This is a genomic window from Rhodococcus sp. SMB37, assembly GCF_004345605.1.
In the GTDB taxonomy this organism is placed as follows: Bacteria; Actinomycetota; Actinomycetes; order Mycobacteriales; family Mycobacteriaceae; genus Rhodococcus.
Genome location: NZ_SLVY01000019.1, coordinates 71,430 through 95,348, shown reverse-complemented (window position 1 = coordinate 95,348; position 23,919 = coordinate 71,430). Strand labels below are relative to the sequence as shown.

Below are 23,919 nucleotides of genomic sequence, written 5' to 3'. Positions count from 1 at the left end.
TCAGAGGCGCAGCAGGGGAAGCCAGTGCGCGATTTCGCCCGTACGGGTGCCCGACGCGTCCACGCCGCCGGTATCGACCACATCGTCGAACACCTCGAGTCCCACCACGAGGCGCAGCCACGTACGGGGGTCCGTCTCCACGACGTTGGGGGGCGTCCCACGCGTGTGCCGGGGGCCTTCGATGCATTGCACCGCCACGAACGGTGGCACCCGCACCTCGACACTGGAACCGGGCGCGATCTGCTCGAGCGTCCGTGCGCTGAGCCTCACTGCCGCCGCGAGGTCGGCCCTCGCGGGTTTCTCGTCACTGCCGCCCGACACCCACGGCCCGACCCGGAGGAGGGCCGCACGGAGTTCAGCGGGATCGACGGTCTTGCGCGGTGCCATGGCAACCCAGCGTAATTCGCCGACTACACCCGTTCGGACGCGGTCCGGGCCGTAGCAACCCGTACCGCGATCGCTCCCCCGACGTTGACCGCGAGATGAGCCAGGGCCGGAGCGAGCACGCTGCCGCTTCCCCTGCGCAACCAGGCGAATGCCAGGCCCGACAAGCCTGTGACGGCCACTGTGGTCGCAATGTTGTCGCCGGCCACGATCGCAGGACGCACATGCCACAGTCCGAAGGCCACCGCCTGCGGAAGGGGCCCGACGAGGGCCGTCAACGCACCGCGGAAGAGCAGTTCCTCGGCGAGGACGGTGCCGACCGGAATGTGCAGTCCGATCCATTCGTAGAAATCCTCGCGCCGGCCTCGGTCGCCATCGACGAAGTGGGCGCGCAGCGCCGGAACGGCCAGCGCGACGACGTAGCCGGCCCCGATCGTGCCCGCCGCAACCGCCCCCCAGCGCAGACCGGCACGCAACCGCGACACATCGAGGCCCAAAGCGTGTCGATCGAGACCCGACGCGCGGGTCAGCGCCACGGCGCCGATCCCGGCGCCGACGGCGAGCAGCGCGCGGCCACGCGGACCGACGGGGGCTGCGGGAAGAACCGCACCGAGCGCGACCGCAGCGGCCGCGGCGACCGGTCCGCGCCACGACCCGACCCTCACTTCTCCGGCCCCTGGGTCTTGCGCAGCGCCTCCAACGCGATCCGGACCCGTTCCGTGTCGGTGTCGGTCCACCCTTCGGGTTGCGTCACCGCCACCCATCCGTCGAGCACGGTGGTGCCGTAGTTGTGCCCGTGCCCGTCCGGCACCCCCGCTGCATTCGTCAGATCGGCGGAGACCTGCCAGAACGTGACGAACGGGAACCACCGCATCTGCGGCAGCCGGTCCGGCCCCGGCGGCTCCGACAACCAATCGGGCCGTGTGAACAGCAGTTCCGGCGACCACCACACAACGGGATCCGACGCGTGCTGGATGTACAGCACACGTGGCGACAACCACGGAGTGTCGGGAACACCGATCTCCTGCCGACTGTCCGCGAACCGTACGACGAGACCATCGGCATACACCGGCTCGACCTCGGTACTGCCCGGATCTCGGCGCTCGACGAGCTGACCCCACAGCCGATTCGAATTCGGCGGTCCGACCCACAGCACACCGTCGACCGTCTCCCGGATGTCGGCAAGACTGTCGAAAGCACCCTCACCCGACTGGGTTCCGAGGCTCTCGCCGTAGACGAACAGTTCGGGTCGCTGGTCCTCGGGGAGCTCGAGCCACCGCTGGTGCACGCGGTCGATCAACATCTCGCCCGCAGCCGCGGCCTTCTCCTTGTCGGCGAGGAACGAGATCCAGCTCGGCAGGAACGAGTACTGCCACGCGACCATCGCGACATCGCCGTTGTGCACGAGTTCCATCGCCTGCGCGGCCGTGGGATTGACCCAGCCGGTCCCCGTCGTGGGGATGAGCGCCAGCACGGAGCGGTCGAACGCGCCGGTCCGCTCGAGCTCGTCGACGACGAGATCCACACGTTCCTCGGGTGTTTCGGCAGTGCCGAGCCCGACGTAGACGCGAATCGGCTCCTGCGCGGGCTCGCCGTTGATCGCGGTGAGTTCGTCGGCGTCCAGCCCCCGCGACACGAAGTTCCGGCCCTCGAAACCCAGGGTCTCCCACGGCGCGAAGGATTCGGGGCTTCCGGATTTCGAAGGGTCCAGCGGCTGTAGCGCACCTGGCCGGGTGGTGTCGTCCTGGAGGCTGAATGCCGAGTTCGTGATCGCGTAGGCGACACGAAGAAGCACACCGTCGATGAGCATGAAGGTTGCGAGTACGACCAGCATCACCGCGAGGGTTCGCGCGAGGCCCACCGGCATCCGTGTGCGGCGAATGAGTTGCCCGGCGATCCAGCGGCCGATGTCACGCAGTCCGCGCCACAGCGAGATCAACAGCGCGGCAACGGCCAGGCTCAGCAGGCATGTTCGCAGGTAGCCGGACGTCGTGGTGCCCTCGGCATTCATGAGTGCGGCAAGCTGCCGTTGCTGACCGGCTGCGAGCACGAGCGCGACCAGCGCAGCGAGAACTCCGGCGACGGGCACCGCCACCATGATCGCTCGTTCGACGGGCAACGGCAGAGGCCACCACGATCTGCCCCTGAGCACGAATCGGGTGACGGCCCAGCCCACGACGCAGCCCAGCCCGTACCCGATCGCGGCGTTGATCCCGCCGATGATGCCTTGGAACAGCCAGTCGCGCGGCAGCAGCGACGGCGACAGTGACCAGCAGAAGAAGAGAGCGGCGAATGCTATCCCGGTCGTATCGAGGCTGAGCCACCCCAACACCCGAGCGGTGAGGGGGTGGCGTTCACCGAAATCGGTGACTGCAGCGATGATCTGCCCCTGACGGGCTTCTATCGCTGCCAGCCTGTCGACCTGGGCAGCCGCCATTCGGTTACCCGAACAGCGCCGGCAAGGTGCCTTCGTAGACCTCGCGGAGTTCGCTCATGGGCACGGAGAAGTGCCCCTGGACTTCGACCGAGTCCGATCCCTCGTCGACGACGCCGATCCGGACCCACGGCAGGTTGCGCGCCGTGCACATACCGGTGAACCGGGACTCCTCGGTACGTGGGACGGCGACGAGCACCCGGCCCGCGGATTCCGAGAACAGCGTCACGAACGGATCCGCATCCTCGGGCAGCAGAATCCGGCATCCCGTCTCTCCCGCGAGTGCGGCTTCGACGACAGCCTGGGCGAGCCCGCCCTCGGACAGGTCGTGGGCGGCGGAGATCAGTCCGTCACGCGACCCGGCGAGGAGGATCTCCGACAGCAGACGCTCGCGCTCGAGGTCGACCTTCGGCGGCACACCGCCGAGGTGGTCGTGCTCCACCTGCGCCCAGATGGATCCGTCGAACTCGTCGCGGGTCTCCCCCAGCAGGATCAGCGTCTCGCCGGGCTCGAGTCCGAGGCCGGTGGGGATGCGTCGGTGCACATCGTCGATCACACCGAGGACCGCGACGACGGGCGTCGGCAGGATCGGTGTGGAACCGGTCTGGTTGTAGAAGCTGACGTTGCCGCCCGTGACCGGGATACCCAGCTGCGCGCAGCCGTCGGCGAGGCCACGCACGGCCTGCTGGAACTGCCACATCACGCCCGGATCCTCCGGCGACCCGAAGTTCAGGCAGTTGGACACGGCCTTCGGCGTAGCACCGGTGGTGGCGACGTTGCGGTATGCCTCGGCGAGCGCGAGCTGCGCCCCTGCGTACGGGTCGAGTTGCGTGTAGCGGCCCGACGCATCGGTCGCCAGCGCGATACCGCGACCGGTCTCCTCGTCGATACGGACCACGCCGGCGTCGGCGTGCTCGGCGAGGACAGTGTTGCCACGCACGTACCGGTCGTACTGCTCGGTGATCCACTTGCGGCTACACAGCGCCGGCGACGCGAGCAGCTTCAGCAGCGTGGCCTTCAGTTCGTCGTCCGTTTCGGGACGCTTCAGCTTCGCGGTGGTGTCGGCGATGAGCGCGTCCTGGGTGTCGGGGCGCTGCACGGGACGCTCGTAGACCGGGCCCTCGTGCGCGACCGTGCGCGGCGGCACGTCGACGACGGTCTCGCCGTGCCACGTGATGACGAGACGCTCACCGTCGGTGACCTCACCGATGTCGGTGGCGAGCACATCCCACTTCTTGCACACGGCCATGAACGCGTCGACGTTCTCGGGCGCCACGACCGCGCACATGCGCTCCTGCGACTCCGAGGAGAGCACCTCGGCCGGGGTCATGCCCGTCGCGCGCGTCGGAACACGCTCGAGGTTGATGTGCATGCCGCCGTCACCGGCAGCGGCGAGCTCGGACGTCGCGCAGGACAGCCCGGCACCGCCGAGATCCTGGATCCCGACGACGAGCTTCTCGCGGTAGAGGTCGAGGCAGCACTCGATGAGCACCTTCTCGGTGAACGGGTCGCCGACCTGAACGCTCGGCAACTTCTTCGGGCGGCCCCCGCCCTCGCTGTCGTCGAAGGTCTCGGACGCGAGAACGGATACGCCACCGATGCCGTCGAGGCCGGTGCGGGCACCGAACAGGATGATCCGGTTACCGGTGCCGGACGCGAACGCCAGGTGCAGATCCTCGACGCGCATCGCGCCGGCGCACAGGGCGTTGACGAGCGGGTTGCCCTGGTAGGACGAGTCGAACACGGTCTCGCCGCCCACATTGGGCAGGCCGAGGGAGTTTCCATAACCGCCGACGCCACGCACGACACCGTCGACGACACGCCGCGTGTCGGGGTGGTCGGCCGCGCCGAAGCGCAGCTGGTCCATCACCGCGATCGGGCGTGCACCCATCGCCATGATGTCGCGGACGATGCCGCCGACACCCGTCGCCGCACCCTGGTAGGGCTCGACGTAGGAGGGGTGGTTGTGGGATTCGACTTTGAAGGTGACGGCCCAGCCGTCGCCGATGTCGACGACGCCGGCGTTCTCACCGATGCCGGCAAGCATCGACGAACGCATCTCGTCGGTGGTGGTCTCACCGAAGTACTTCAGGTGCACCTTCGACGATTTGTACGAGCAGTGTTCGGACCACATCACCGAGTACATCGCCAACTCGGCGTCCGTGGGGCGGCGCCCCAGGATCTCCGTGATGCGGGTGTACTCGTCTTCCTTCAGCCCCAGCTCCCGATAGGGCTGAGCGACATCGGGGGTTTCGGCGGCGTGGGTGACGGTATCCACGTGCGATGACACTGGGCGTCGGGTCCCTTCACTCTGGGATCGAAAACAGCAGGCCGGGCGGGCACTGCCGGGAGTCAGTCTATCGGGGGGTGGGCCCCTCCGGCGCTTCCGGTGCCGTGGCAGTGTCTGCGGCCACTGCACGGCCATTGTCCGGAGGCCCGTTCCCACTGCGTCCGGCAGGTGCAGCAGCCCTCTGATCGGCAGGTGCGGAAGCGCCCTGTTCGGCGAGTCCGCGGAGGTCCACGGTGACCTCGTTCCCCGCTGCGGTCAGCGTCGGTGCGCCGCTGTGTTCACCGTCGTACCGATACCAACCGGAGTCGAGTGTGAACACCGCAATCACTGGCGGACCGGTGAGATCGACGATCCAGTATTGCGGAATCCCGGCCTCCGCATACTCCGAGAACTTCGTGACGCGGTCGGTGCGGGCGGTGCCGTCGACGGTGACCTCGAGCACCAGCCGCACCTCGGAGGACGGAGCTCGATCGGGATCCGCATCGACGAGAGCCCTATCGACCACAATGGCATCGGGCACGCGCACCGTGAGCGGCTCCGGCATCACCAGGACCTCCACCCCACCGAGCACACACAGATTGCCGGGGAGCTGGTCGTCGAGCTGCAACGCCAGCGCAAGCGCCGCGTGGTTGTGCGCCGACCCGGGTCGCGGCGACGCGACCAGAACGCCCTCGCAGAGCTCCACGTGGAAGCGGTCGTACTCGGGGAGCCGCGCCCACTCGTCGAGGCTCAGCAGGTGATCGGGGAAGGACGGAACACTCACCTCGACACCCCCGATCGCGAACCGGACTGGACGACCTCAGTCTCGCATCGGCCGGCGCGCCGGTCTCAGGAATGCGACAAGCGCGGTGTGAGAAACGCGGCAAGCGCATCCGCATACGTCGTCACATCCGCAGCACCCATCAACTCCCGCGACGAATGCATCGCAAGCTGCGGCGCCCCGACGTCGACGGTGGTCAGGCCGGTCCGGGACGCGGTGATCGGACCGATCGTCGAACCGCACGGCAGATCCGCCCGGTGGACGTACCGCTGCAGGGGGACACCGGCCTGCTCGCAGGCGAGGGCGAATGCACCGGCACCCTCCGCGTCCGTCGCGTACCGCAGATTCTGGTTGACCTTGAGGACCGGACCGCCTCCCACCGCGATCCGGTGAGCGGGTTCGTGCCGGTCCGGATAGTTCGGATGCGTCGCGTGGGCCATGTCGCCGGACGCGACGATCGACCCCGCCAGAGCGCGGAGGAACTCGTCGCGCCCACCGCCGCGCACCAACACGATGCGCTCCAGGACGGTGTTGAGCAGATCGGAGAACGCCCCGCGGTCGGACATACTGCCGACTTCTTCATGGTCGAACAGGGCCAGCACCGGCATCGGCCCCGCGTGCTCGGCGACGTGCCCGGTTGCGGCGAGAAGCGCCTGTTGGCCCGCATAACACGTGGCCTGGTTGTCCAGTCGCGGTGCGCTGACGAGATCTCCCTCGGCGCCGACGAGCGAACTCGGCGCGAGGTCGTGGGTCATGAGCTCCCAGCCGAGGACCGCAGAGGCGTCGATACCCGTCTGCTCCGCGAGGTACTCGATGAACGACCGCGGTTCGCGGCCGATCCCCCACACACCGTTGACGTGGCGCTGCGGGTCGAGTTGCACGCCCTTCCTGTCCTCCGACAGGTGGATCGCGAGCTGCGGCACGCGCAGCACGGGCTTGTCGACTCGCACGAGCACGTCCTCTGTGGTGTGCCCGGAACGGACAGTGAACCGTCCGGATACCCCGAGGTCCCGGTCGAGCCACGAATTGAGCCACGCCCCGCCGTACGGTTCGAGACCGACGAGCTGCCACCCCGCCGACGCGAGATCCGGGTGCTGCTTGACCCGCAGATTCGGGCTGTCGGTGTGTCCCCCGACGATGCGGAACGGCCGGGCCGGACTCGTGTCGTCACCTTCGGTGCTCCACGCGATGAGCGAGCCACCTCGGATCACGTAGTACCTGCCCGGATCGGCCGGCCAGCCGGTGGTCTCGTCGAGTTCGGTGAACCCGTTGTCGGTCAGCGTGGCCGCAACGGTCGCGCACACATGGAACGGTGAGGGCGACAGGTCGACGAAATTACACAGACCCTGGGCATCGGCATGCGTGATCGAAGGCATACCAGCATCTTCGCACTCGCTGCTGAGCTCAGCGCCCCGACACCGCAGGATGGGCCTGCCCCACACTCACGGTTACGGTGTCCTGGTAGAACGCCACGAAGCCGCGTATCCGGGCGACCTGCTCCCACGGCTCCTCATAGCTCCAGCACAGCGGCTGCTCGCCGTCCCCGTCGAAACGCCAATACGTGGCCTCGCCCTTGAACGGGCACCGCGACCCGGCGTCCGCGGCCGGTGTCAGCTCCACCGCGACGTCCGCGCGTGGGAAGTAGAACACCAGGCCGTGGTCCTGCTCGTCGACCAGCAGGGAAGCTGTGGTCTCGGCAAGGAGCACCCCGCCCAGGGTCGCGCGGACAACGTTGCGACGGGCATGGATATCGACCCGGTAGTCCGGCCTGGCCGCGAAGCCCATGCTGCTCTGAGGGCGTGGCTCGGCGTCGTGCACACTCATCGGCACTCTCCTGTGCTGTGTTCCTGCGGTCTCACAACCGCGCGCTTGCGGGTATCGCGGAATGGTCGGCCTGCAACGGCCGGATCATCGCTTCCTGGGTGAACGAGGCGAGCAGTTCCCCGCTTTCGGTGTGCACCTGTCCTCGCACGTACGACATCCCGGCTCCCACCTGCGTGCTTTCGTGCGAGTAGAGCAGCCATCCGTCCCATCGGACGGGCTCGTGGAACGCGACCGACACCGTCATGATCCCGGTCGATATCGTCCGGTGTGCCTGGCTCGTTCCGACCCCGTCGTGTGCCCGCATGGTCGCGGAGACCGACAGGTGCCCGGTGAAGTGTGCAATGAGCGCCTTGGCCAGGTCGGTACGCGTCGGGATCGGGTCGTAATGCAGCCAGGCATGGAGTTCGGGCGGCCCGACCTCCTCGGGGCTGCGGACGTCGACGACATCGACGACCCTGAGCTCCCGTCCGGTCATGGGCATTTCGTTCCGATGTGCTTCGCCGGGCGGGGCGACGTCGGGCCGTGGTGCGTGATGGCGGATCACATCCGGGGTGGGGAGGTCCGCGAGAATCGACACCATCGCGTGCCGTCGGCCGTTCTGGCAGACGGCCACGTTCGCGCTGACCACGGTGCGTCCCGCGTGAACGACATCGATGTCGAAATCGACCGGCTCGTCCGCATCGACCGCGCGCGAGAAGATCGCTCGCGCAGATCGGATCTCCTTGTCCGGAAATCGTTTCGCCACCGCAACGATCGATTGGGCGAGCAGTTGAGTGCCGTCGACGACGCGTCGCCCTCCGCCGTCGCTCTCGCCGGTGAAGCTGTTCTCCCCGGTCGGCGTCACATCGAAGATGCGCAGCATGCGTTCCACCGAAGATTCTTCGGGCACAGGCGCTTCGCTCGACGCTGTGGGATTCGCGGCAGCGGGATCGAGGGGTGCCGTATCGGGAAATGCCATGTGCCGGTCCTTCGTCAGTGGGATCGCGAACAATGCGCTACAGCGTACGTCCGAGCGGCCCGACTGTGGATACCCAAATTTTGCGTATTCCTACTCAGGACAAGATCGACCGAGTCCGGCACACTTGAGCTCGGCGCCATTGGAGGGGGATGGGGATGGCTCCGGCTCGGGACTCGATCGGGGGGTTGAATTCCGGGTGTAACCGAGCGAGGGACCTCGAAGCCGATCGGGACGGCGACGAGGTCCCTCGTTCTGTTTCCGAATGCAAGACCCCGCTGCCCAGATGAACAGCGGGGTCTTGTCTTGCCAGAATTCAGGCGTTCACAACGGCGTCGAGAACGCTGTAGAACATGCCGAGCCCGTCGTCGCTGGGACCGGTGAGTGCCTCGGTGGCGTGCTCCGGGTGCGGCATGAGACCGACGACGCGGCCGTTCGCCGACGAGATGCCGGCAATGCCGCGCTGCGAACCGTTCGGGTTGTCGCCCGCGTAACGGAACACGACACGCCCCTCACCTTCGAGCTCGTCGAGCACCTGTTCGGAGGCCTGGTAGCGGCCCTCACCCGACTTGAGCGGCACGAGGATCTCGGCGCCGGACTCGTAGCGCGACGTCCACGCGGTGTCGGTGGCCTCGACCTTCAGCCACTCGTCGCGGCACACGAAGTGCAGACCGGCGTTGCGGGTCAGTGCGCCCGGCAGCAGACCGGCCTCGCACAGCACCTGGAAGCCATTGCAGATGCCGAGGACGGGCATGCCGCCCTGCGCTGCCTCGACGACCTTGCCCATCACCGGAGCGAAGCGGGCGATCGCGCCGCAGCGCAGGTAGTCGCCATAGGAGAATCCGCCGGGCACGATGACCGCGTCGACATTCTTCAGGTCGGCGTCGCCGTGCCACAGGCTCACGGCCTCACCACCGGCGAGCTTCACGGCGCGGGATGCATCGACGTCGTCGAGCGTTCCCGGGAACGTGATGACTCCGATGCGGGCGCTCATGCCTCACCGTCGATCCGACGGACCGTCCAGTCCTCGATCACGGTGTTCGCAAGGAGACCCTCGGCGATCTTCTCGAGCTCGGCGTCGTCGACGCTGCCGTCGATCTCCAGCTCGAACCGCTTTCCCTGACGGACGTCGGTCACGCCCGCGAAGCCCAGCCGCGACAGCGCCCCGACAATGGCCTGGCCCTGGGGGTCGAGAATCTCGGTCTTGGGCATGACTTCGACGACGACACGCGCCACGTGCTGCTCCTCGGTAGTAGTGCTGGCGCCCGGAGACGGACACCGGACACGCTGGAGTTTACCGGCCCACGCGGAACGGTCGAGCCCGGCATACTCGGATCCATGCGACTCACGCACTTCGGACACTCCTGCATCCTGCTCGAACACAACGGCACGACGATCCTGTTCGACCCGGGCAATTTCTCGCACGGGTTCGAGGGGATCACCGGGCTCGACGCCATCCTCGTCACCCACCAGCATCCCGACCACGCCGATCCGGCGCGACTTCCCGCGCTGCTCGAGGCGAATCCCGGCGCCGCGCTGTTCTCGGATCCACAGTCGGCGTCGATGCTCGACGGCGAGTGGTCGGCGGTGCGTCCCGGCGACACGTTCTCCGTCGGCACCCTCACCGTCCGCGGCACCGGTGGACGCCACGCGGTGATCCACCCCGAGCTGCCCGTGATCGACAACACCGCCTACCTCGTCGGCGACGACGAGAACCCGGCTCGTCTGCTTCATCCGGGTGATTCGCTCTACATCCCGCACGAGAAGGTCGACGTGCTCGCGCTGCCGTCGGCCGCTCCCTGGCTGAAGATCTGGGAATCCGTCGACTACCTGCGGGCGGTCAATCCTCGGGTTGCGGTGCCGATCCACCAGGGCATCATCACCGACCAGGCCAACGGGATCTTCTACGGCCGGTACTCCGAGATGGCGCCCGAGGGCACCGAGTTCCGGGTGCTGAAGCACGAGGACGACGAAGAGGTCTGATCACCGGGCGGCGCGACCCGCCGCCCGACCCGAGAAGATGCAGCCGCCGAGGAACGTACCTTCGAGCGCCCGATAGCCGTGGACGCCTCCGCCACCGAAGCCCGCGACCTCGCCCGCAGCGAACAGACCCTCGAACGCCGATCCGTCGGCTTTGAGGACCCGCGACGACAGGTCGGTTTCGAGTCCGCCGAGTGTCTTGCGGGTGAGCAGGTGCAGTTTGACGGCGATCAGCGGGCCGGCCTTGGGGTCGAGAATCCGGTGCGGCGCCGCGATCCGCGCGATGCGGTCCGGTTTGTAGGCGCGGGCCGCACGCAACGCCGCGACCTGCAGGTCCTTCGTGTACTTGTTGGCGATCTCGCGGTCGCGGGCCTCGACCGTCGACCGGACCGTCGCGTAGTCCAGCGGCGCGTCGGGGCTGAGTTCGTTCATGCCTGCGACGAGATCGGCGAGGTTGTCGCGCACCACGAAGTCGACGCCGCGTTCCTTGAAGGCCTCCACCGGGCCGGGGGCGCCGGATTTGACGCGCTGCAGGAGCAGACGGATGTCACGGCCGGTCAGGTCGGGGTTCTGTTCCGAGCCGGAGAGCCCGAATTCCTTCTCGATGATCTTCTGATCGAGCACGAACCACGTGTGGTCATGACCGGTGCTCACGATGTGCTCGAGCGTGCCGAGGGTGTCGAACCCGGGGAACAGCGGCACCGGGAGTCGCTTGCCGGTGGCGTCGAGCCACAGCGACGACGGCCCGGGCAGGATGCGGATGCCGTGGTTGGGCCACACGGGGTCGTAGTTGGTGATGCCCTCGGTGTAGTGCCACATGCGGTCGCGGTTCACGACGTTGCCGCCGGCGTTCTCGGTGATCTCGAGCATTCTGCCGTCGACATGCGCGGGCACTCCGGTGAGCATGTGCTTCGGCGGCTCCCCCAGCCGTGTCGGCCAGTTCTTCTTCACGAGATCGTAGTTGCCTCCGATGCCGCCGGACGTGACGATGACGGCTCCCGCGGAGAATTCGAAGTCGCCGACGGCGGTCCGCGACGACTTCACTCCGCGCGCGGCGGTGGTCGGTTCGAGGACGGTACCGCGCACGCCGGTGACCGCGCCGCCCGTCACGACCAGCTCGTCCACCTGGTGGCGGTGCTTCAGCGTCACCAGTCCGCGGGCGACACCGTCACGGACCTTGCGCGCGAACATCTCGACGAGTGCGGGACCGGTTCCCCACGTGATGTGGAAGCGCGGAACGGAATTGCCGTGACCCCCGGCGTCGTAGCCGCCGCGTTCGGCCCAGTTGACCATCGGGAAGATCTTCAGACCTCGTTCCCGCAGCCAGGCGTACTTCTCCCCTGCCGCGAACTCGACGTAGGCCTGTGCCCAGCGGCGCGGCCAGCGGTCCTCGTCGTCACGATCGAAGCCGGCGGTGCCCATCCAATCCTGGAGGGCGAGTTCGTACGAGTCCTTGATCCCGAGTCGCCGCTGATCCGGGCTGTCCACGAAGAACAGGCCTCCGAAAGACCAGAATGCTTGGCCACCAAGGTTGTTCGAGTTCTCCTGGTCGACGAGAACGACCGTGCGGCCGGCGTCGATCAACTCCCCCGTGGCCACCAACCCTGCAAGCCCCGCCCCCACCACGATCACGTCTGCTTCCATGCCCGTGAACATTACCGAGCAGTAGCGCGGAACGGGAGAGGTCCAGGCCTCGACACGGTGATTCAGGCCACGCTTCGATCGAATACAGTGCGCTGCCAACGGTAGACGCTGGGCTCGGCCCCGTGATGCAGCGCGATGTCGACCGCGTCGAGCATCGCCTGCCGGGGACCGGGCTTCGCAAGATGCGCACCCGAGATCGCGACACGCAGCAGCTCACCACGACGGGCGACGCGCCCCGCCCCGATCACCATGGCGCGACACCACCACGGTTCGGTCTTCGCACCGTCCCCGATCCCGTAGACGCGGGATTTGACGACGGTGTCGCGTTCGAGATCGCGGATGCCCGCGATGTCGGCCATCAGCCGGAAGCCGGTCTGTGGGAGCGCGGCGAGCGCACCGGGCGACGCGAGCCAGCGCGGCGGTGCGAACAGCCGGGTGCGCAGTCCGGTCTCCTCGAGCACACGATCGGCTGCGAGCAGACGCAGACGGGCTTCGTGTTCGGGTAGCGACGCGAACTCGGCGCGACGACGTTTGGTGGCGGCCTGGTCGTAGCCGTGCAGCACGATCGCGTCGCCGCCCTCACGACGTTCGAGCAGCCACTCCTGGGTCTCCGGATCATTGATCAGCCGGTAGTGGTCCTTGAGCCTCGGCGCCACGAACAGCGACAGCGGGACGCCGCGTGCGTCCATCTCCCGCGCGAATTCGTCGACGTCGTCGCGTGTGGCGTCACGGATCCCCGATACCGACACGATCAGCTGTCCGCTCATGCCTGCCACGATGCACCACAGGAGTGAACGGAAACCGTCGGGGGCTTGAAAACCGGCACAACATGTACTCGCCGGTCGGCACACTGAACGGACACCCCGCAGGCGGGTTCAGAAGCGTACCCGTATCGCCGCTCCGGCGGTGAGTGATCGACATCTCGTTCATCGAGACCGGGCGCCCCGGGGTTCCTGTCCTGGGAATAGCTTCTTTCCGTGACGAACCGGCTTCAGACGTACCCCAGCTTGCTCTCCCCCGGCACCATCGGCCCCATGTCGCTCGACAACCGGGTGGTACTACCCGCGATGGACATGAACCTCTGCGAGGACGGCGAGATCGAGCAGGGCGACATCGATCATTTCGTCGCTCGCGCCGCCGGGGGAACCGGGCTGATCATCACCGGGTGCTGCGCCGTTGCGTACCCCGCGGGCTGTACCAGCATGAAAGAGCCCGGACTGTCCGAGGACCGGTTCATCCCCGGAATCAAAGCGCTCGCCGACGCAGTTCACGAGGCCGGCAGCAAGCTGTGTGTACAGATGACGCACCACGGCAAGGTCGCACGTATCGACACAATTCAGGATCGGCCCCAGCTGGTTCCCAGCACGCCGAAGCCGCCGAGCGACATGAGCGCGTTCATCGACAACACCCCCGAAGAGCTGAAGAAGATGGCTGCCATCTCCGGCGGCAAGAAGGCCACGTATCACGAAGCCACCACGGAAGACCTGGAGTGGCTGGTTCGCATGTTCGCCGAGGCTGCGGGACGCGTGAGGACCGCCGGTGGCGATGCGGTCGAGATCCACGTCGCCCACAACTACGTTCTCGGGGGTTTCCTGAGCCGATACTCGAACCAGCGCACCGACGAGTACGGCGGGTCGCTGGAGAATCGGGCACGGCTGACGGTCGAGGTGATCCGCGCGGTCAAGGCCGAGGTCGGCGACGACCTCGCCGTCATCGTGCGTCTGGCCGGACAGGAGTACGGCGAAACCGACGGTCTCACCATCGAGGAATCCGCCGCCGCCGCCGTCATGTTCGAGCAGGCAGGCGCGGACGCCATTCACGTCACGGGCACCGCACTCAACGCGTTCGCGAACTTCACCGACGGCCCGCTGCCGAACAAGGTCGGTTTCTACACGGACAACGCGTCGGTCATCAAACGTGGGGTGTCGATCCCGGTCATCACGGTCGGACGCATGCTGCCCGAGGTCGGCGAGAAGATGATCGCCGAGGGTCACACCGATTTCGTTGCGATGGGCCGCCAGTTGCTCGCCGACCCGCAGCTCGTGAACAAGCTCGAGACGGGCCGCACCGAGCAGATCCGCCCGTGTATCAACTGCTACGTGTGCGTCCAGGAGAACTTCTGGGATGCCACACCGATCTGCGCCGTCAACCCCACGCTCGGCAACGAAACGTTGATGCCGTTCGTCCGGAGCGCCACGTCCAAGCACGTCGTGGTCATCGGCGCCGGACCGGGCGGTCTCGAGGCGGCACGGGTCGCCACCGAACGCGGACACCGCGTGACGGTCCTCGACAAGGCAGACCGACTGGGCGGCACGATGTGGTTCTCCAGCCTGACCACCCCCGACAACGGACGCATGCTGAAGTGGCAGGCCCAGGAAGTCACCCGGCTCGGCATCGACGTGCGCCTGAACACGGAGGCGACCGCGGCATCCGTGCGTGCGCTGAACCCGGATGTGGTGATCGTCGCGACCGGCGCAGTGCGAGAGCGTCCGACCGTTCCCGGCGGCGACCTGCCGCACGTGCACACCGGCGACAGCATGCGTGCGCTCATGACAGGCACGGGCGACGTCTCCGACCAGGCACTGTTCCTACGCATCATGGGCAAGCTCGGCAAACTGGCAGGCATCACCACCAGCGCCGAACGGATCCGCAGCCTCAGCACCCGGTTCCTGAAGTTCCTGCCGATGGCCAAGGACGTCGTCGTGATCGGCGGCTCGCTCGTCGGACTCGAGCTGGCAGAGTTCATGGCCGAACGCGGTAGCCGCGTGACGCTGCTCGCCGAAGGTCAGCAGCTCGGCGTTCCGATGGCCATGCCGCGCAGGTGGACCGCCGCGAAGCACGCTCGTGAAATCGGTGTGCAGGTGCACCGCAACGCCACCGTGGAGCGGATCACCCCGAAGACCGTGGAGTTCACCGTCGACGGCGAGACGAAATCTGCTCGCGCGAGCATGGTGATCGTCGCGTCCGGTGTCTCTGCTGCGGCACCGTTGGCCGACCAGCTCGCGGACTCCGGTCTCGACGTGCGGGTCGTCGGCGACGCAGGCAGCGTCGACTACATCGAAGGCGCCATCCACACGGCGTGGAAGGTCGCTACCGAACTCTGACAGGTCCGGATATACGCAGGCGGCCGCCGACATGGGATGTCGGCGGCCGCCTGCGTATCGGGATGTCAGGCGTCGGCGGTGTCCTGTTCGAGTGCGGTGCCGGCGACCGTGTCACGGTGCACGGCGTCGGTGAGCGGGCGCCCGGTACGCCATCCGAACCGTTCCAGATCGGGGACCTCCTGCAATGCGGTCACCGGCCCGACGCACAGCCACGCGATGGGGCGCACCGGGCCGGACACACCGACGAAGTCGGCGAGAAAGGGCTCGTCGTAGAACGACACCCAGCCGACACCGAGTCCCTCCGCGGTCGCGGCAAGCCAGAGATTCTGGATCGCGAGCACCGCAGAGAACAGGCCTGATTCGTCGATCGTGTGGCGGCCGAGGATGTGCTTGCCGCCGCGCTCCGGGTCGTAGGTGACGACGATGCCCGTGCCCGATTCGACGATGCCCTCGACCTTGATCGGGTCGAAGGTGCCCTTGCGGTCCTCCGGCAACGAGTCGGCGAAGGCCTGGCGGCACCCGGCCACATGCGCGGCGAACTGCTCGAGGCGCTGCGTGTCCTGCACAACCACGAAGTCCCAGGGCTGCGTGTTGCCGACGCTCGGTGCGTGGTGCGCGGCCCCGAGGACGCGCCACAGCACGTCCTCCGGAATCACGTCACCGCTGAATTCGGCGCGCACGTCGCGGCGCATGCGGATGATGTCGTACAACGCGTCGCGCGCGTCGGTGGAAAACATATCTCTGGTGCTCTGTTCTCGTGCTGTGTCGATCGGGATCAGGCCGGAAGGATCTCTTCGAGCGCGTCGATCACTTCGGGTGCGTCGGGCTCGGTGCGGGGACGGAAACGGTTCACGACGGTCCCGTCGGGCGCGATCAGGAACTTCTCGAAGTTCCACTGGATGTCGCCGGCTTCACCGCTCGCGTCGGCCTGCTTCGTGAGCTCAGCGTACAGCGGGTGCCGGTTCTCGCCGTTGACCTCGATCTTCTCGAGCAGCGGGAACGTGACCCCGTAGGTGGTGGAGCAGAACTCCTGGATCTCCTCGGCTGTGCCCGGTTCCTGACCCATGAACTGGTTGCACGGGACGCCGATGACAAACAGGCCGCGATCGGCGTACTCGGTCGCGAGCTGCTCGAGCACGGTGTATTGCGGTGTCAGACCGCACTTGGAAGCAACGTTGACGACGAGCAGCGCGTGGCCGTCGTACGCGCCGAGGCTGGTGGGTTCACCCGAGAGGGTGTTGATTGCGATGTTCTGCAGAGGCGTGGTCATACGACCAAGTTAGCGTGCCCATCTACACTGCTCCCTCAGGCGCGTAGAACCACCGTCTTCCGGTAGCCGAGCAACGGCAATGCGCGGGTGTCGATCAGGATCAGTCCGAGCCGAACCCTGACGCCGAACGGGTGAACACCTCACGCAACATCGGCACGAAGTGATCGATCGGCAAGGTCTCGTAGCCTGGGTCGAAGGACACCTGGTCCCACTCGGCACAGAAGTGGGCGCAGGTGTCGAAATACGGTGAACCGCGGAATTTTTCGCGTGCATCGGTATCGAGGCCGAGCCGGTCCCAGTAGTGGTAACCCTGGAAGATTCCGTGGTGTTGCACAACCCATGTCGATTCCGCATCCAAGTATGGACGGACGATCGACGCCGCCAGCTCCGCGTGGTTCGCCGGCGCCATCGCGTCGCCGACGTCGTGCAGCAGCGCGGCGACGATCAGATCGGTTCTGGCCCCTTCACGGTACGCCCTCGACGCGGTCTGCAGCGAGTGCTCGTAACGGTCGACCTGGTAGCCGAGCGTCGGCCCTTTGAGCGAGTCGAGCAGGTCGACCATGGTGTCGACCAGGCGATCGTTGAGGAACTTCTTCGACTCGGTGAAGATGAGTGCGATGTCCTCCTTGGTGGACTCGTCCATTCTGGTGAAGCCGACCACACGGTTCGGCTGGTCGATCTCGGTCACGCGGACCTCCTTTTCACTGGCGGATACAGAATCGGGACCCGCGGGCGTGCTGCCTTCCTACCGGCGCAGCAGCACTGGAACAACGATATTCCCTCTCAGCGGGCCGAGCTCACACGGCGACCGATCGCCGACACCGGTATGTGGGCGCCGGTCGCCGATCGGCGACCGCGGAACGACACGACACCACCACGCGCGGTGGCGGCCGAACTCATCCCTGCGCCCCTCGCCCTACCGGATCGAGGAGACCGACACCGGCCGCGACCTCGAGCTCACCCGCGGCAAGCGCCGCCAGAGCCAGGTCCCGGACCTGTCCCTTGGCCAGTTTGCCTCCTGAGGACCGGGGCAGCTCGTCGACTACGAGCAGGTACTCGGGCAGATACTCCTTGGTCATCCCGTGCTCGATCAGATGCGCGGCCAGACCGGGCAGTGTCAGCCGGGCAGCGGAACTTCCGCTGACGGCGACGCAGACCCGCTCGCCGAAGACGTGGTCCGGAAGTCCTACGGCCACCGACATTTCGACATCCGGATGGGTTTCGACCTCTCGCTCCACGTGGGCGGCCGAGATGTTCTTCCCCCCTCGGATGATGATCTCGGCCTTGCGGCCCACGACGGTGAGGTAGCCGCCGTCGTCGATGGTGACCAGATCTCCCATGAGCAGCGCGCCGTCCGGTGCGTAGAGCGCGTCGTTGGCCGCCGGGTCGTCGTAGTACCCCATGCTCAGGAGCGGTCCCGTGCCGCCAGGCTGCCCCGGCCCGCCACTTGCGGTGATGTCCCGTCCCTCGTCGTCGTACAGCCGGACGGTCATCGAGGGCACCATCCGGCCCGCGGTCGTCAGCCGCTTCTCCCGTGGGTCCTTCGTCGTCGTGTAGCTGAACGCGCCGCTCTCGTTGGATCCGAAGAACTGCAGCACGGTGGCGCCGGTCCGGTCCTCGAACCTCGCGGCGTCCCGGTACGGCACCGCTTCGCCGCCGGTGAACATGACTTTCAAGGACGACAGATCGACCTGTTCCGCCAGATCCGAGGCGAGCAGCATGCGGAATTGCGTACTGACACAGAACAGGACAGTCGCCCGCTCCTCTGCGATCTTCCGCACCATCTCGTCGGCGGTGAAGCGGGGCAGCAGCACGGCGGGCGCCCCGAGCATCGCCGGTGCGAAGTGGCTCGTCCACAGTCCGAAGCCGAAGGGGGCCGGGACCGCCGCGAGGAATACCTCGTCGTGGCCGAGTTCGCCGGCTTCGACAGCCAGTTGGGAGAAGTGCATCCAGCGGTTCTGGAACTGCACCACACACTTGGGCAGGCCGGTGGTCCCCGAAGTGGAATTCAGCATCGAGACCTCGTCCGGACCGAGGGCGCGCGGACGCACCAGGTCGTCCGGGGCGAACTCGACCGGGACCTCACGCCAGCGTCCGGCGTCGAGCCGACGGAGCGCCTGCACCCGCCCGGCCCCGACGACGAGGTGCGCGCGAACGGGCAGCCCGGCCGCGTGCACGAGTTGCCCGAGTTGCTCGATGTCGCGGCCCCGGTCATCCGCCCTCGTGATCAGCGCGACCGCACCGGAACGACCGAGCAGGTGCGTGATCTCGGCGTCGCCGGCACGTGCGCCGATGCCCATCGCCACGAGACCGGCTCGCTCGGTCCCCACCAACGCGGCATGCACATCCGCAGTGTCCGGGAGGAGCACCCCGACGCGACCCCCGGGCTCGATTCCTGCGCCCACCAGTGCCGCCGCGATGGTGTCGGCATAGGTGTCGTAGTCAAGCCAGCTCGTCCGGTCCGTGCCGGCGACAAACGCCGGCGCCGCGGGAATCCTCCTCGCGTGGTCGGCGACGACCTCACCGAGCGAACGCGTACCCCACCAGCCGGCCTGCCTGTAGCGTGCAGCCGCCGCGATGTCCATCACTGCCTCCCGGGCCCGAATTCATGATCGTGTCGGCCATCACAGACGGCCCGAACACATACGGTAGCGCCAAAACAGCGGTTGATCAATCAATTGATTGGGAAATATCAACCGTTCGCTTGATCGGGGCGGCAACAGCCGTTACCGTACCCCTCGTACGTGACTCGCCTCACACGGCCTGGCCGGCTGAGACCGAGCCCACTTCCTCGTGGACCTCGGCCCCGGCTTCGTCGGGACGAAATGCACTCGCCGCAACAGAGAGATCGGATCGCATGGAAACCCTCGACTACGACGCCACGACGCACGGACCGTCGGCCACCGACAAGCTGCACTTCCACGAGGCCGGTGAAGGTCATCCCCTCGTACTGCTGCACGGGTCGGGGCCAGGAGTCTCCGGCTGGTCAAATTTCTCGAAGAACCTGCCGGTTTTCGCGCGTAATTTCCGCACCATCGTTGTCGACATGCCCGGTTTCGGTGCGAGCCCGGATATCGAGTACGACCGTCCGTACCCCGAACTCGCCGCGGAGTCGATGGTCACGCTGCTCGACGACCTCGGCATCGAAAAGGCCCACGTTCTCGGCAATTCCATGGGCGGATGGGTCGCGCTCGAAACGGCGGCGATCGCACCCGAACGCGTCGAGCGACTGGTGTTGATGGGTCCCGGCGGCCTGTACGCACCGCTGCTCGGACCGATGATGAGCGAGGGCGCCCGGCGTTTGAACGCGTTTCTCGTCGACCCCAGCCGCGAAGCGCTCGAGGCCTGGGTGGACTCAATGGTCTACGACCCGGCGACGATCACACCTCAGTTGCTCGAGGAACGCTGGAACAACGCCACCGCGCCCCGGGCCATCGAGCGGATGCGCGCGGTCATGGCGTCGCTGGCCCTGCCCGGCAAGGCGCCGTTGTGGGCACGCACCGACGAGATCCCGCACCGGACCCTGGTCACCTGGGGCCGCGACGACCGCATGCTACCCCCGGACGGCGCCCTGTTCGCGCTTCGCCGCATGCCCAAGGCGGACCTGCACATTCTCGGCGAATGCGGGCACTGGGCCCAAGTCGAACGCAAGCACGACTTCGAGTCGCTCACGACCGATTTCCTCACCCGCTGATTCCCCCTCTGGCACCGAAGGAGTTTTCCCACATGAAGTTCCGGCACGACGCACTGGACACCGCCCTCGCTGCAGGCGACCGCCTGAAGGCACTCGAAACCGAATGTACCGAAGAGCGCCGACTCTCGGCGGACACCGCGAAGATCCTGCGAGACGCGGGCATCATGCGACTCATCCAACCCAAGCGTTACGGAGGGTTCGAGGCCGATCCGGGTGTCTTCAACACCGCGATGTACGAGCTCGCGCGGCTGTCGAGCTCTGCGGGCTGGGTCACCGGTGTCGTCGGCGTCCACTCCTGGCACCTGGGCCTGTTCCCGGATCGAGCCCAGAAGGACGTGTGGGGAGAGAATCCCGACGCGTGGATCAGTTCGTCCTACAGTCCGGCCGGCACCGCCAAAATTGTGCCGGGCGGCTACGAACTGACCGGACGGTGGGGATTCTCGTCGGGCAGTGACCACTGCGACTGGGTCTTCCTGGGCGCAATGGTCACCGACGAGCAGGGGCAGCGCACCGGGCAGCACATCCATCTGCTGCTGCCCCGCGCCGACTACACGATCGACGACGTCTGGTTCATGTCCGGCCTCGCCGGTACCGGCAGCAACGACATCGTCGTCGACGGCGCATTCGTGCCCGAACATCGCACGCACGACGTCGTCGATCTCTATTCGCAGCGCTATCCCGGAAACGAGGTGAACACCACCGGACTCTTCCGGCTGCCCTGGTACACCCTGTTCGTCAATGCCGTCGCGGTGCCGTTGATCGGCATGGCCCGCCGGGTGATCGACGAAGCGGTCTCGATTCACAAGTCTCGCTTGGCGGTCGACGCGTCCAAGATGCCGCACGCGGCCACGCTGGCACGCCTGACCGTGGCAGACTTCGAGGTCGACACCGCGTACCGGACCCTGCAGGCCGACCTCGCCGACGCCTTCGGTGCTGTCGAGCGCGGCGAGCCGGTCACGATGACGATGCGTCAGCGCACCAAACGCGATCACATCGCGGCCGTCGGACTGGCGGTCTCGGCTGCGGACAAGGCATACCAGGTGGGTGGGCCACGGTCGATCGCGCTGTCGAGTGCCCTGCAATCGGTCTGGCGCGACGTCCATGCCGGCCAGCATCATGCCATCAACCTGCCGGACATCGTCAATTTCGAGTACGGCCGGTACCTGCTCACCGGCGAACCCGGCAACCTCTACTGAATTCGAGGAGTACGCAATGCCTGTCCTTTCCCTGGGATACCTACGCCTCAACGTCGAGTCGGCGGAGCGGTGGAATCCCTTCGTCCGCGATTTCATCGGCATGATGCCGGTCGACGGCCCGTTGCCGGACTCACTGCACTACCGCATGGACCACTACCCGCCGCGACTGGTAGTCACCGAGTCTGCCGTACCAGGACTGGACGCCGTCGGCTTCGAGGTCCTGAACCGTTCCGATCTGAAAGACCTGGTATCCCGTGTCGAGTCCGCGGGCATCGAGACCCGCGCCGGCACCGCCGAGGAGTGCGCCCTGCGGCAGGTCACGGGCTTCGCCGCGTTCGACGATCCGTCCGGCAATCGGGTGGAACTCTTCTACGGGCCGGTGCTGAGCCACCGGCGTGTGGAGCTTCCGCACCTGTCCGGCTTCGTCACGGGCGATCAGGGCATGGGACACGTCATCCTCAATTGTGTCGACACCGAAGCGACCTACGAATTCTACGTAGGGGTACTGGGATTCGCCGAACGCAACTCGCTCGCGTTGCCCGGCGGCACCAGTTACTTCCTCGGCTGCAACGCTCGCCAGCACACGCTAGGACTCAATCCTGCTGCGGGCCCTGCGCTGCTCCACTTCATGGTGGAGACCGTCGACCTCGACGACATGGGCAAGGCTCTCGATCGCGCCCACGATCTCGAAGTCCCGATGATGCAGTCGCTGGGCAAGCATACCAACGACCGGATGCTCTCGTTCTACACCTATTCCCCCGACGGTCACGCCACCGAGATCGGATGGGGTGGTGAACGAATCGAAGACGCGGCCCCCACCTACCGGATCACCGAGGGCGCGGTGTGGGGCCACCGGTACACGCCGCCGCCGGCCGGAGCGAAGGGACTCCCGCAGTGACAGGCACCGTCGACGGCGGAGTGCCGGTGGGCGGCACCGCCGCCGTCGCGGAGGACCCTCACCGGTGGACGCCACGGCTCGTCACGATCCTGATCGTCCTGATCCTCGTCAGTGAGATCATCCCGGTGTCCGCGGTCCTCGCGGGTACCGCGTTGCCTACCATCTCGGCCGAGTACGCGACCACTCAGGCCGGCTGGACCATGACGATCGCGTTCCTCACCGCGAGCATCGCGATGCCGTTGGTGGGCAAACTCGCCGACATGTACGGCAAGAAGCGCCTGTTGATGGTCGTGCTCGCGATCACCGTCGTCGGCTCCCTGCTGTCCGCGGTCGCGTCGAGTTTCCCGATGTTCCTGCTCGGCCGCGCGCTGCAGGGTGCGATCTTCTCGGTCGCGTTCCTCTGCTATTCGCTGATCCGAGACGTCTTCCCCGAGAAGATCGTGCCGTTCGCGGTCAGTGTCACCGTGACCGGTACCGGTATCGTCGTCGTGCTGCAGCCGTTCCTCGCGGGCTGGCTCATCGACAATCACGGTGTTTCGGGCGCCTTCTGGTTCGTCACCGTCCTCACGGCGGTACTGGCGGGCGCCGCTCTGCTCATGGTGCCGGAATCCCCGGTGCGGTCCTCGGATTCGCGTCCCGACTTGATGGGTGCGCTCCTGCTGGGCAGCTCGGTCGCGGCCGTCCTGGTCGCGGTGAGCTCGGCGCCGCAGTGGGGCTGGACCAGCGCCGGAACTCTCGGTCTGCTGGCGGTGGGGTGCGCGCTGTTCGCGGCCTGGATCGTGCAGGCGGGCCACGCCCCCGAACCGCTGGTCGATCTGCGGAAACTGCGACGTCCGGCGCTGCTGTACACGGTGCTCGCGTCGGGCCTGGTGTACGGCGTCGGCACCACGACCAGCTCGATCCTCGCGATCATGGCCATGACGCCTCGCGAGGCCGGCGGCGACTACGGATTCGGCATGACGGCCAGTGAGTTCGCGATCTTCGGCGTGATCAACGGAATCGGCATCGTCGGCGGCGGACTGATCGTCGGACTCACCGTGCGGCGACACGGAGCGAAGGTGCACATGGTAGCGGCGGCCGTCGCCATCGCGGTCGGCGCGCTGACGATGGGCCTCGGACGCGGCGACGAACTGCTCGTGCTCACCGCGACCGCACTGGCCCATCTCGGTGTTGGACTGGCCGGCGCCGCGATACCGAATCTCGTCATCGCGGCGGTGCCGCCTGACCATCAGGTGGTCAGCGCCAGCCTCACCGAGGTGAGCCGCACCCTGATGGCAGGTATCGGCACAACCGTGGTGTTCGTGGTGCTCAATGCGAACATTCAGGCGATGGCCGGCGGAAGGCCGGTGTACGAGGGCATCGGGTTCCAGTGGGCGTACGCGTTGATCGCCACATGCGCAGTGCTCGGTGGCCTGGCGGCAACACGACTGCCCGGAAGAACCGGTGAACCATCGACGGCCTGATCCCTGCGCCGCACCGGCACAGC

General features: G+C 67.1%; 22 protein-coding genes. 6 read left to right on the top strand and 16 right to left on the bottom strand.

Features of this window, described 5'->3' with window-relative positions; all coding sequences use genetic code 11:
• From EV641_RS24890 to purS, 10 genes are all read right to left on the bottom strand, one after another.
• Complete coding sequence (locus EV641_RS24890) at window positions 1-387, bottom strand: sterol carrier family protein (RefSeq protein ID WP_054718062.1); 387 nt, start codon at window positions 385-387, stop codon at window positions 1-3.
• A 23-nt stretch (window positions 388-410) separates the two neighbouring features.
• Entirely contained in the window at window positions 411-1,049 is a 639-nt protein-coding gene (locus EV641_RS24885) for a CPBP family intramembrane glutamic endopeptidase (protein WP_241997455.1), read from the bottom strand.
• Window positions 1,046-2,821: an alpha/beta-hydrolase family protein gene (locus EV641_RS24880; protein ID WP_132475423.1), complete on the bottom strand. Its 1,776-nt coding sequence runs from the start codon at window positions 2,819-2,821 to the stop codon at window positions 1,046-1,048. The genes EV641_RS24885 and EV641_RS24880 overlap by 4 nt, the downstream gene beginning before the upstream one ends.
• Window positions 2,822-2,825: 4 nt before the next feature.
• Complete coding sequence (gene purL / locus EV641_RS24875) at window positions 2,826-5,108, bottom strand: phosphoribosylformylglycinamidine synthase subunit PurL (protein ID WP_132475421.1); 2,283 nt, start codon at window positions 5,106-5,108, stop codon at window positions 2,826-2,828.
• Between the two features lie 67 nt (window positions 5,109-5,175).
• On the bottom strand, window positions 5,176-5,871 hold the full coding sequence (locus tag EV641_RS24870) for a Uma2 family endonuclease (protein WP_132475418.1): 696 nt from the start codon (window positions 5,869-5,871) through the stop codon (window positions 5,176-5,178).
• 65 nt (window positions 5,872-5,936) lie between these two features.
• A complete protein-coding gene (locus tag EV641_RS24865; RefSeq protein ID WP_054714505.1) occupies window positions 5,937-7,244 on the bottom strand; it encodes a M18 family aminopeptidase in 1,308 nt (435 codons plus the stop codon).
• 28 nt (window positions 7,245-7,272) lie between these two features.
• The gene (locus tag EV641_RS24860; protein WP_241997454.1) at window positions 7,273-7,692 is read right to left on the bottom strand and encodes a DUF427 domain-containing protein; all 420 of its coding nucleotides are present in this window, start codon (window positions 7,690-7,692) and stop codon (window positions 7,273-7,275) included.
• A gap of 31 nt (window positions 7,693-7,723) precedes the next feature.
• Window positions 7,724-8,554: an acyl-CoA thioesterase domain-containing protein gene (locus tag EV641_RS24855; protein WP_054714514.1), complete on the bottom strand. Its 831-nt coding sequence runs from the start codon at window positions 8,552-8,554 to the stop codon at window positions 7,724-7,726.
• A 409-nt stretch (window positions 8,555-8,963) separates the two neighbouring features.
• A complete protein-coding gene (gene purQ, locus EV641_RS24850; protein ID WP_054714503.1) occupies window positions 8,964-9,641 on the bottom strand; it encodes a phosphoribosylformylglycinamidine synthase subunit PurQ in 678 nt (225 codons plus the stop codon).
• Complete coding sequence (gene purS, locus EV641_RS24845) at window positions 9,638-9,883, bottom strand: phosphoribosylformylglycinamidine synthase subunit PurS (RefSeq protein WP_054714511.1); 246 nt, start codon at window positions 9,881-9,883, stop codon at window positions 9,638-9,640. Before purS ends, purQ begins: the two co-directional genes overlap by 4 nt.
• Before the next feature lie 102 nt (window positions 9,884-9,985).
• Between purS and EV641_RS24840 the strand changes: the two genes are divergently transcribed.
• Window positions 9,986-10,630: an MBL fold metallo-hydrolase gene (locus tag EV641_RS24840; protein WP_054714500.1), complete on the top strand. Its 645-nt coding sequence runs from the start codon at window positions 9,986-9,988 to the stop codon at window positions 10,628-10,630.
• Here the strand turns inward: EV641_RS24840 and EV641_RS24835 are convergent, their stop codons facing one another.
• Both EV641_RS24835 and EV641_RS24830 read right to left on the bottom strand, forming a co-directional pair.
• Window positions 10,631-12,271 (bottom strand): FAD-binding dehydrogenase, encoded by a 1,641-nt coding sequence (locus tag EV641_RS24835; RefSeq protein WP_132475412.1) that lies wholly within the window; start codon window positions 12,269-12,271, stop codon window positions 10,631-10,633.
• A 62-nt stretch (window positions 12,272-12,333) separates the two neighbouring features.
• Window positions 12,334-13,038: a DUF2334 domain-containing protein gene (locus EV641_RS24830; protein WP_054806039.1), complete on the bottom strand. Its 705-nt coding sequence runs from the start codon at window positions 13,036-13,038 to the stop codon at window positions 12,334-12,336.
• A gap of 210 nt (window positions 13,039-13,248) precedes the next feature.
• Here EV641_RS24830 and EV641_RS24825 point away from each other — a divergent pair, with 210 nt between their 5' ends.
• Entirely contained in the window at window positions 13,249-15,375 is a 2,127-nt protein-coding gene (locus tag EV641_RS24825) for an NAD(P)/FAD-dependent oxidoreductase (RefSeq protein WP_132475409.1), read from the top strand.
• A gap of 65 nt (window positions 15,376-15,440) precedes the next feature.
• Here the strand turns inward: EV641_RS24825 and bluB are convergent, their stop codons facing one another.
• The 4 genes from bluB to EV641_RS24805 all read right to left on the bottom strand — a co-directional run bounded on the left by bluB (window position 15,441) and on the right by EV641_RS24805 (window position 19,230).
• Window positions 15,441-16,112 carry a 5,6-dimethylbenzimidazole synthase gene (gene bluB, locus EV641_RS24820; RefSeq protein WP_132475406.1) on the bottom strand — a complete coding sequence of 224 codons (672 nt, stop codon included), beginning with the start codon at window positions 16,110-16,112 and terminating at the stop codon, window positions 15,441-15,443.
• Window positions 16,113-16,150: 38 nt separating this feature from the next.
• Window positions 16,151-16,645, bottom strand: a complete 495-nt coding sequence (locus tag EV641_RS24815; protein WP_054719685.1) for a glutathione peroxidase — start codon at window positions 16,643-16,645, stop codon at window positions 16,151-16,153.
• 100 nt (window positions 16,646-16,745) lie between these two features.
• Window positions 16,746-17,333, bottom strand: a complete 588-nt coding sequence (locus EV641_RS24810) for an HD domain-containing protein (protein ID WP_241997453.1) — start codon at window positions 17,331-17,333, stop codon at window positions 16,746-16,748.
• Between the two features lie 208 nt (window positions 17,334-17,541).
• A complete protein-coding gene (locus EV641_RS24805) occupies window positions 17,542-19,230 on the bottom strand; it encodes a class I adenylate-forming enzyme family protein (RefSeq protein ID WP_132475403.1) in 1,689 nt (562 codons plus the stop codon).
• A 272-nt stretch (window positions 19,231-19,502) separates the two neighbouring features.
• On the opposite strand from EV641_RS24805, the gene EV641_RS24800 reads away from it, so the two are divergent.
• The 4 genes from EV641_RS24800 to EV641_RS24785 are packed head-to-tail and all read left to right on the top strand — an operon-like array spanning window position 19,503 to window position 23,896.
• Window positions 19,503-20,339: an alpha/beta fold hydrolase gene (locus tag EV641_RS24800; protein WP_054719589.1), complete on the top strand. Its 837-nt coding sequence runs from the start codon at window positions 19,503-19,505 to the stop codon at window positions 20,337-20,339.
• A gap of 32 nt (window positions 20,340-20,371) precedes the next feature.
• Window positions 20,372-21,535 carry an acyl-CoA dehydrogenase family protein gene (locus tag EV641_RS24795; RefSeq protein WP_132475400.1) on the top strand — a complete coding sequence of 388 codons (1,164 nt, stop codon included), beginning with the start codon at window positions 20,372-20,374 and terminating at the stop codon, window positions 21,533-21,535.
• Window positions 21,536-21,551: 16 nt separating this feature from the next.
• Window positions 21,552-22,433 (top strand): VOC family protein, encoded by an 882-nt coding sequence (locus tag EV641_RS24790; protein ID WP_132475397.1) that lies wholly within the window; start codon window positions 21,552-21,554, stop codon window positions 22,431-22,433.
• The gene (locus EV641_RS24785; protein WP_158289211.1) at window positions 22,430-23,896 is read left to right on the top strand and encodes an MFS transporter; all 1,467 of its coding nucleotides are present in this window, start codon (window positions 22,430-22,432) and stop codon (window positions 23,894-23,896) included. The genes EV641_RS24790 and EV641_RS24785 overlap by 4 nt, the downstream gene beginning before the upstream one ends.
• Window positions 23,897-23,919 lie beyond the last annotated feature (23 nt).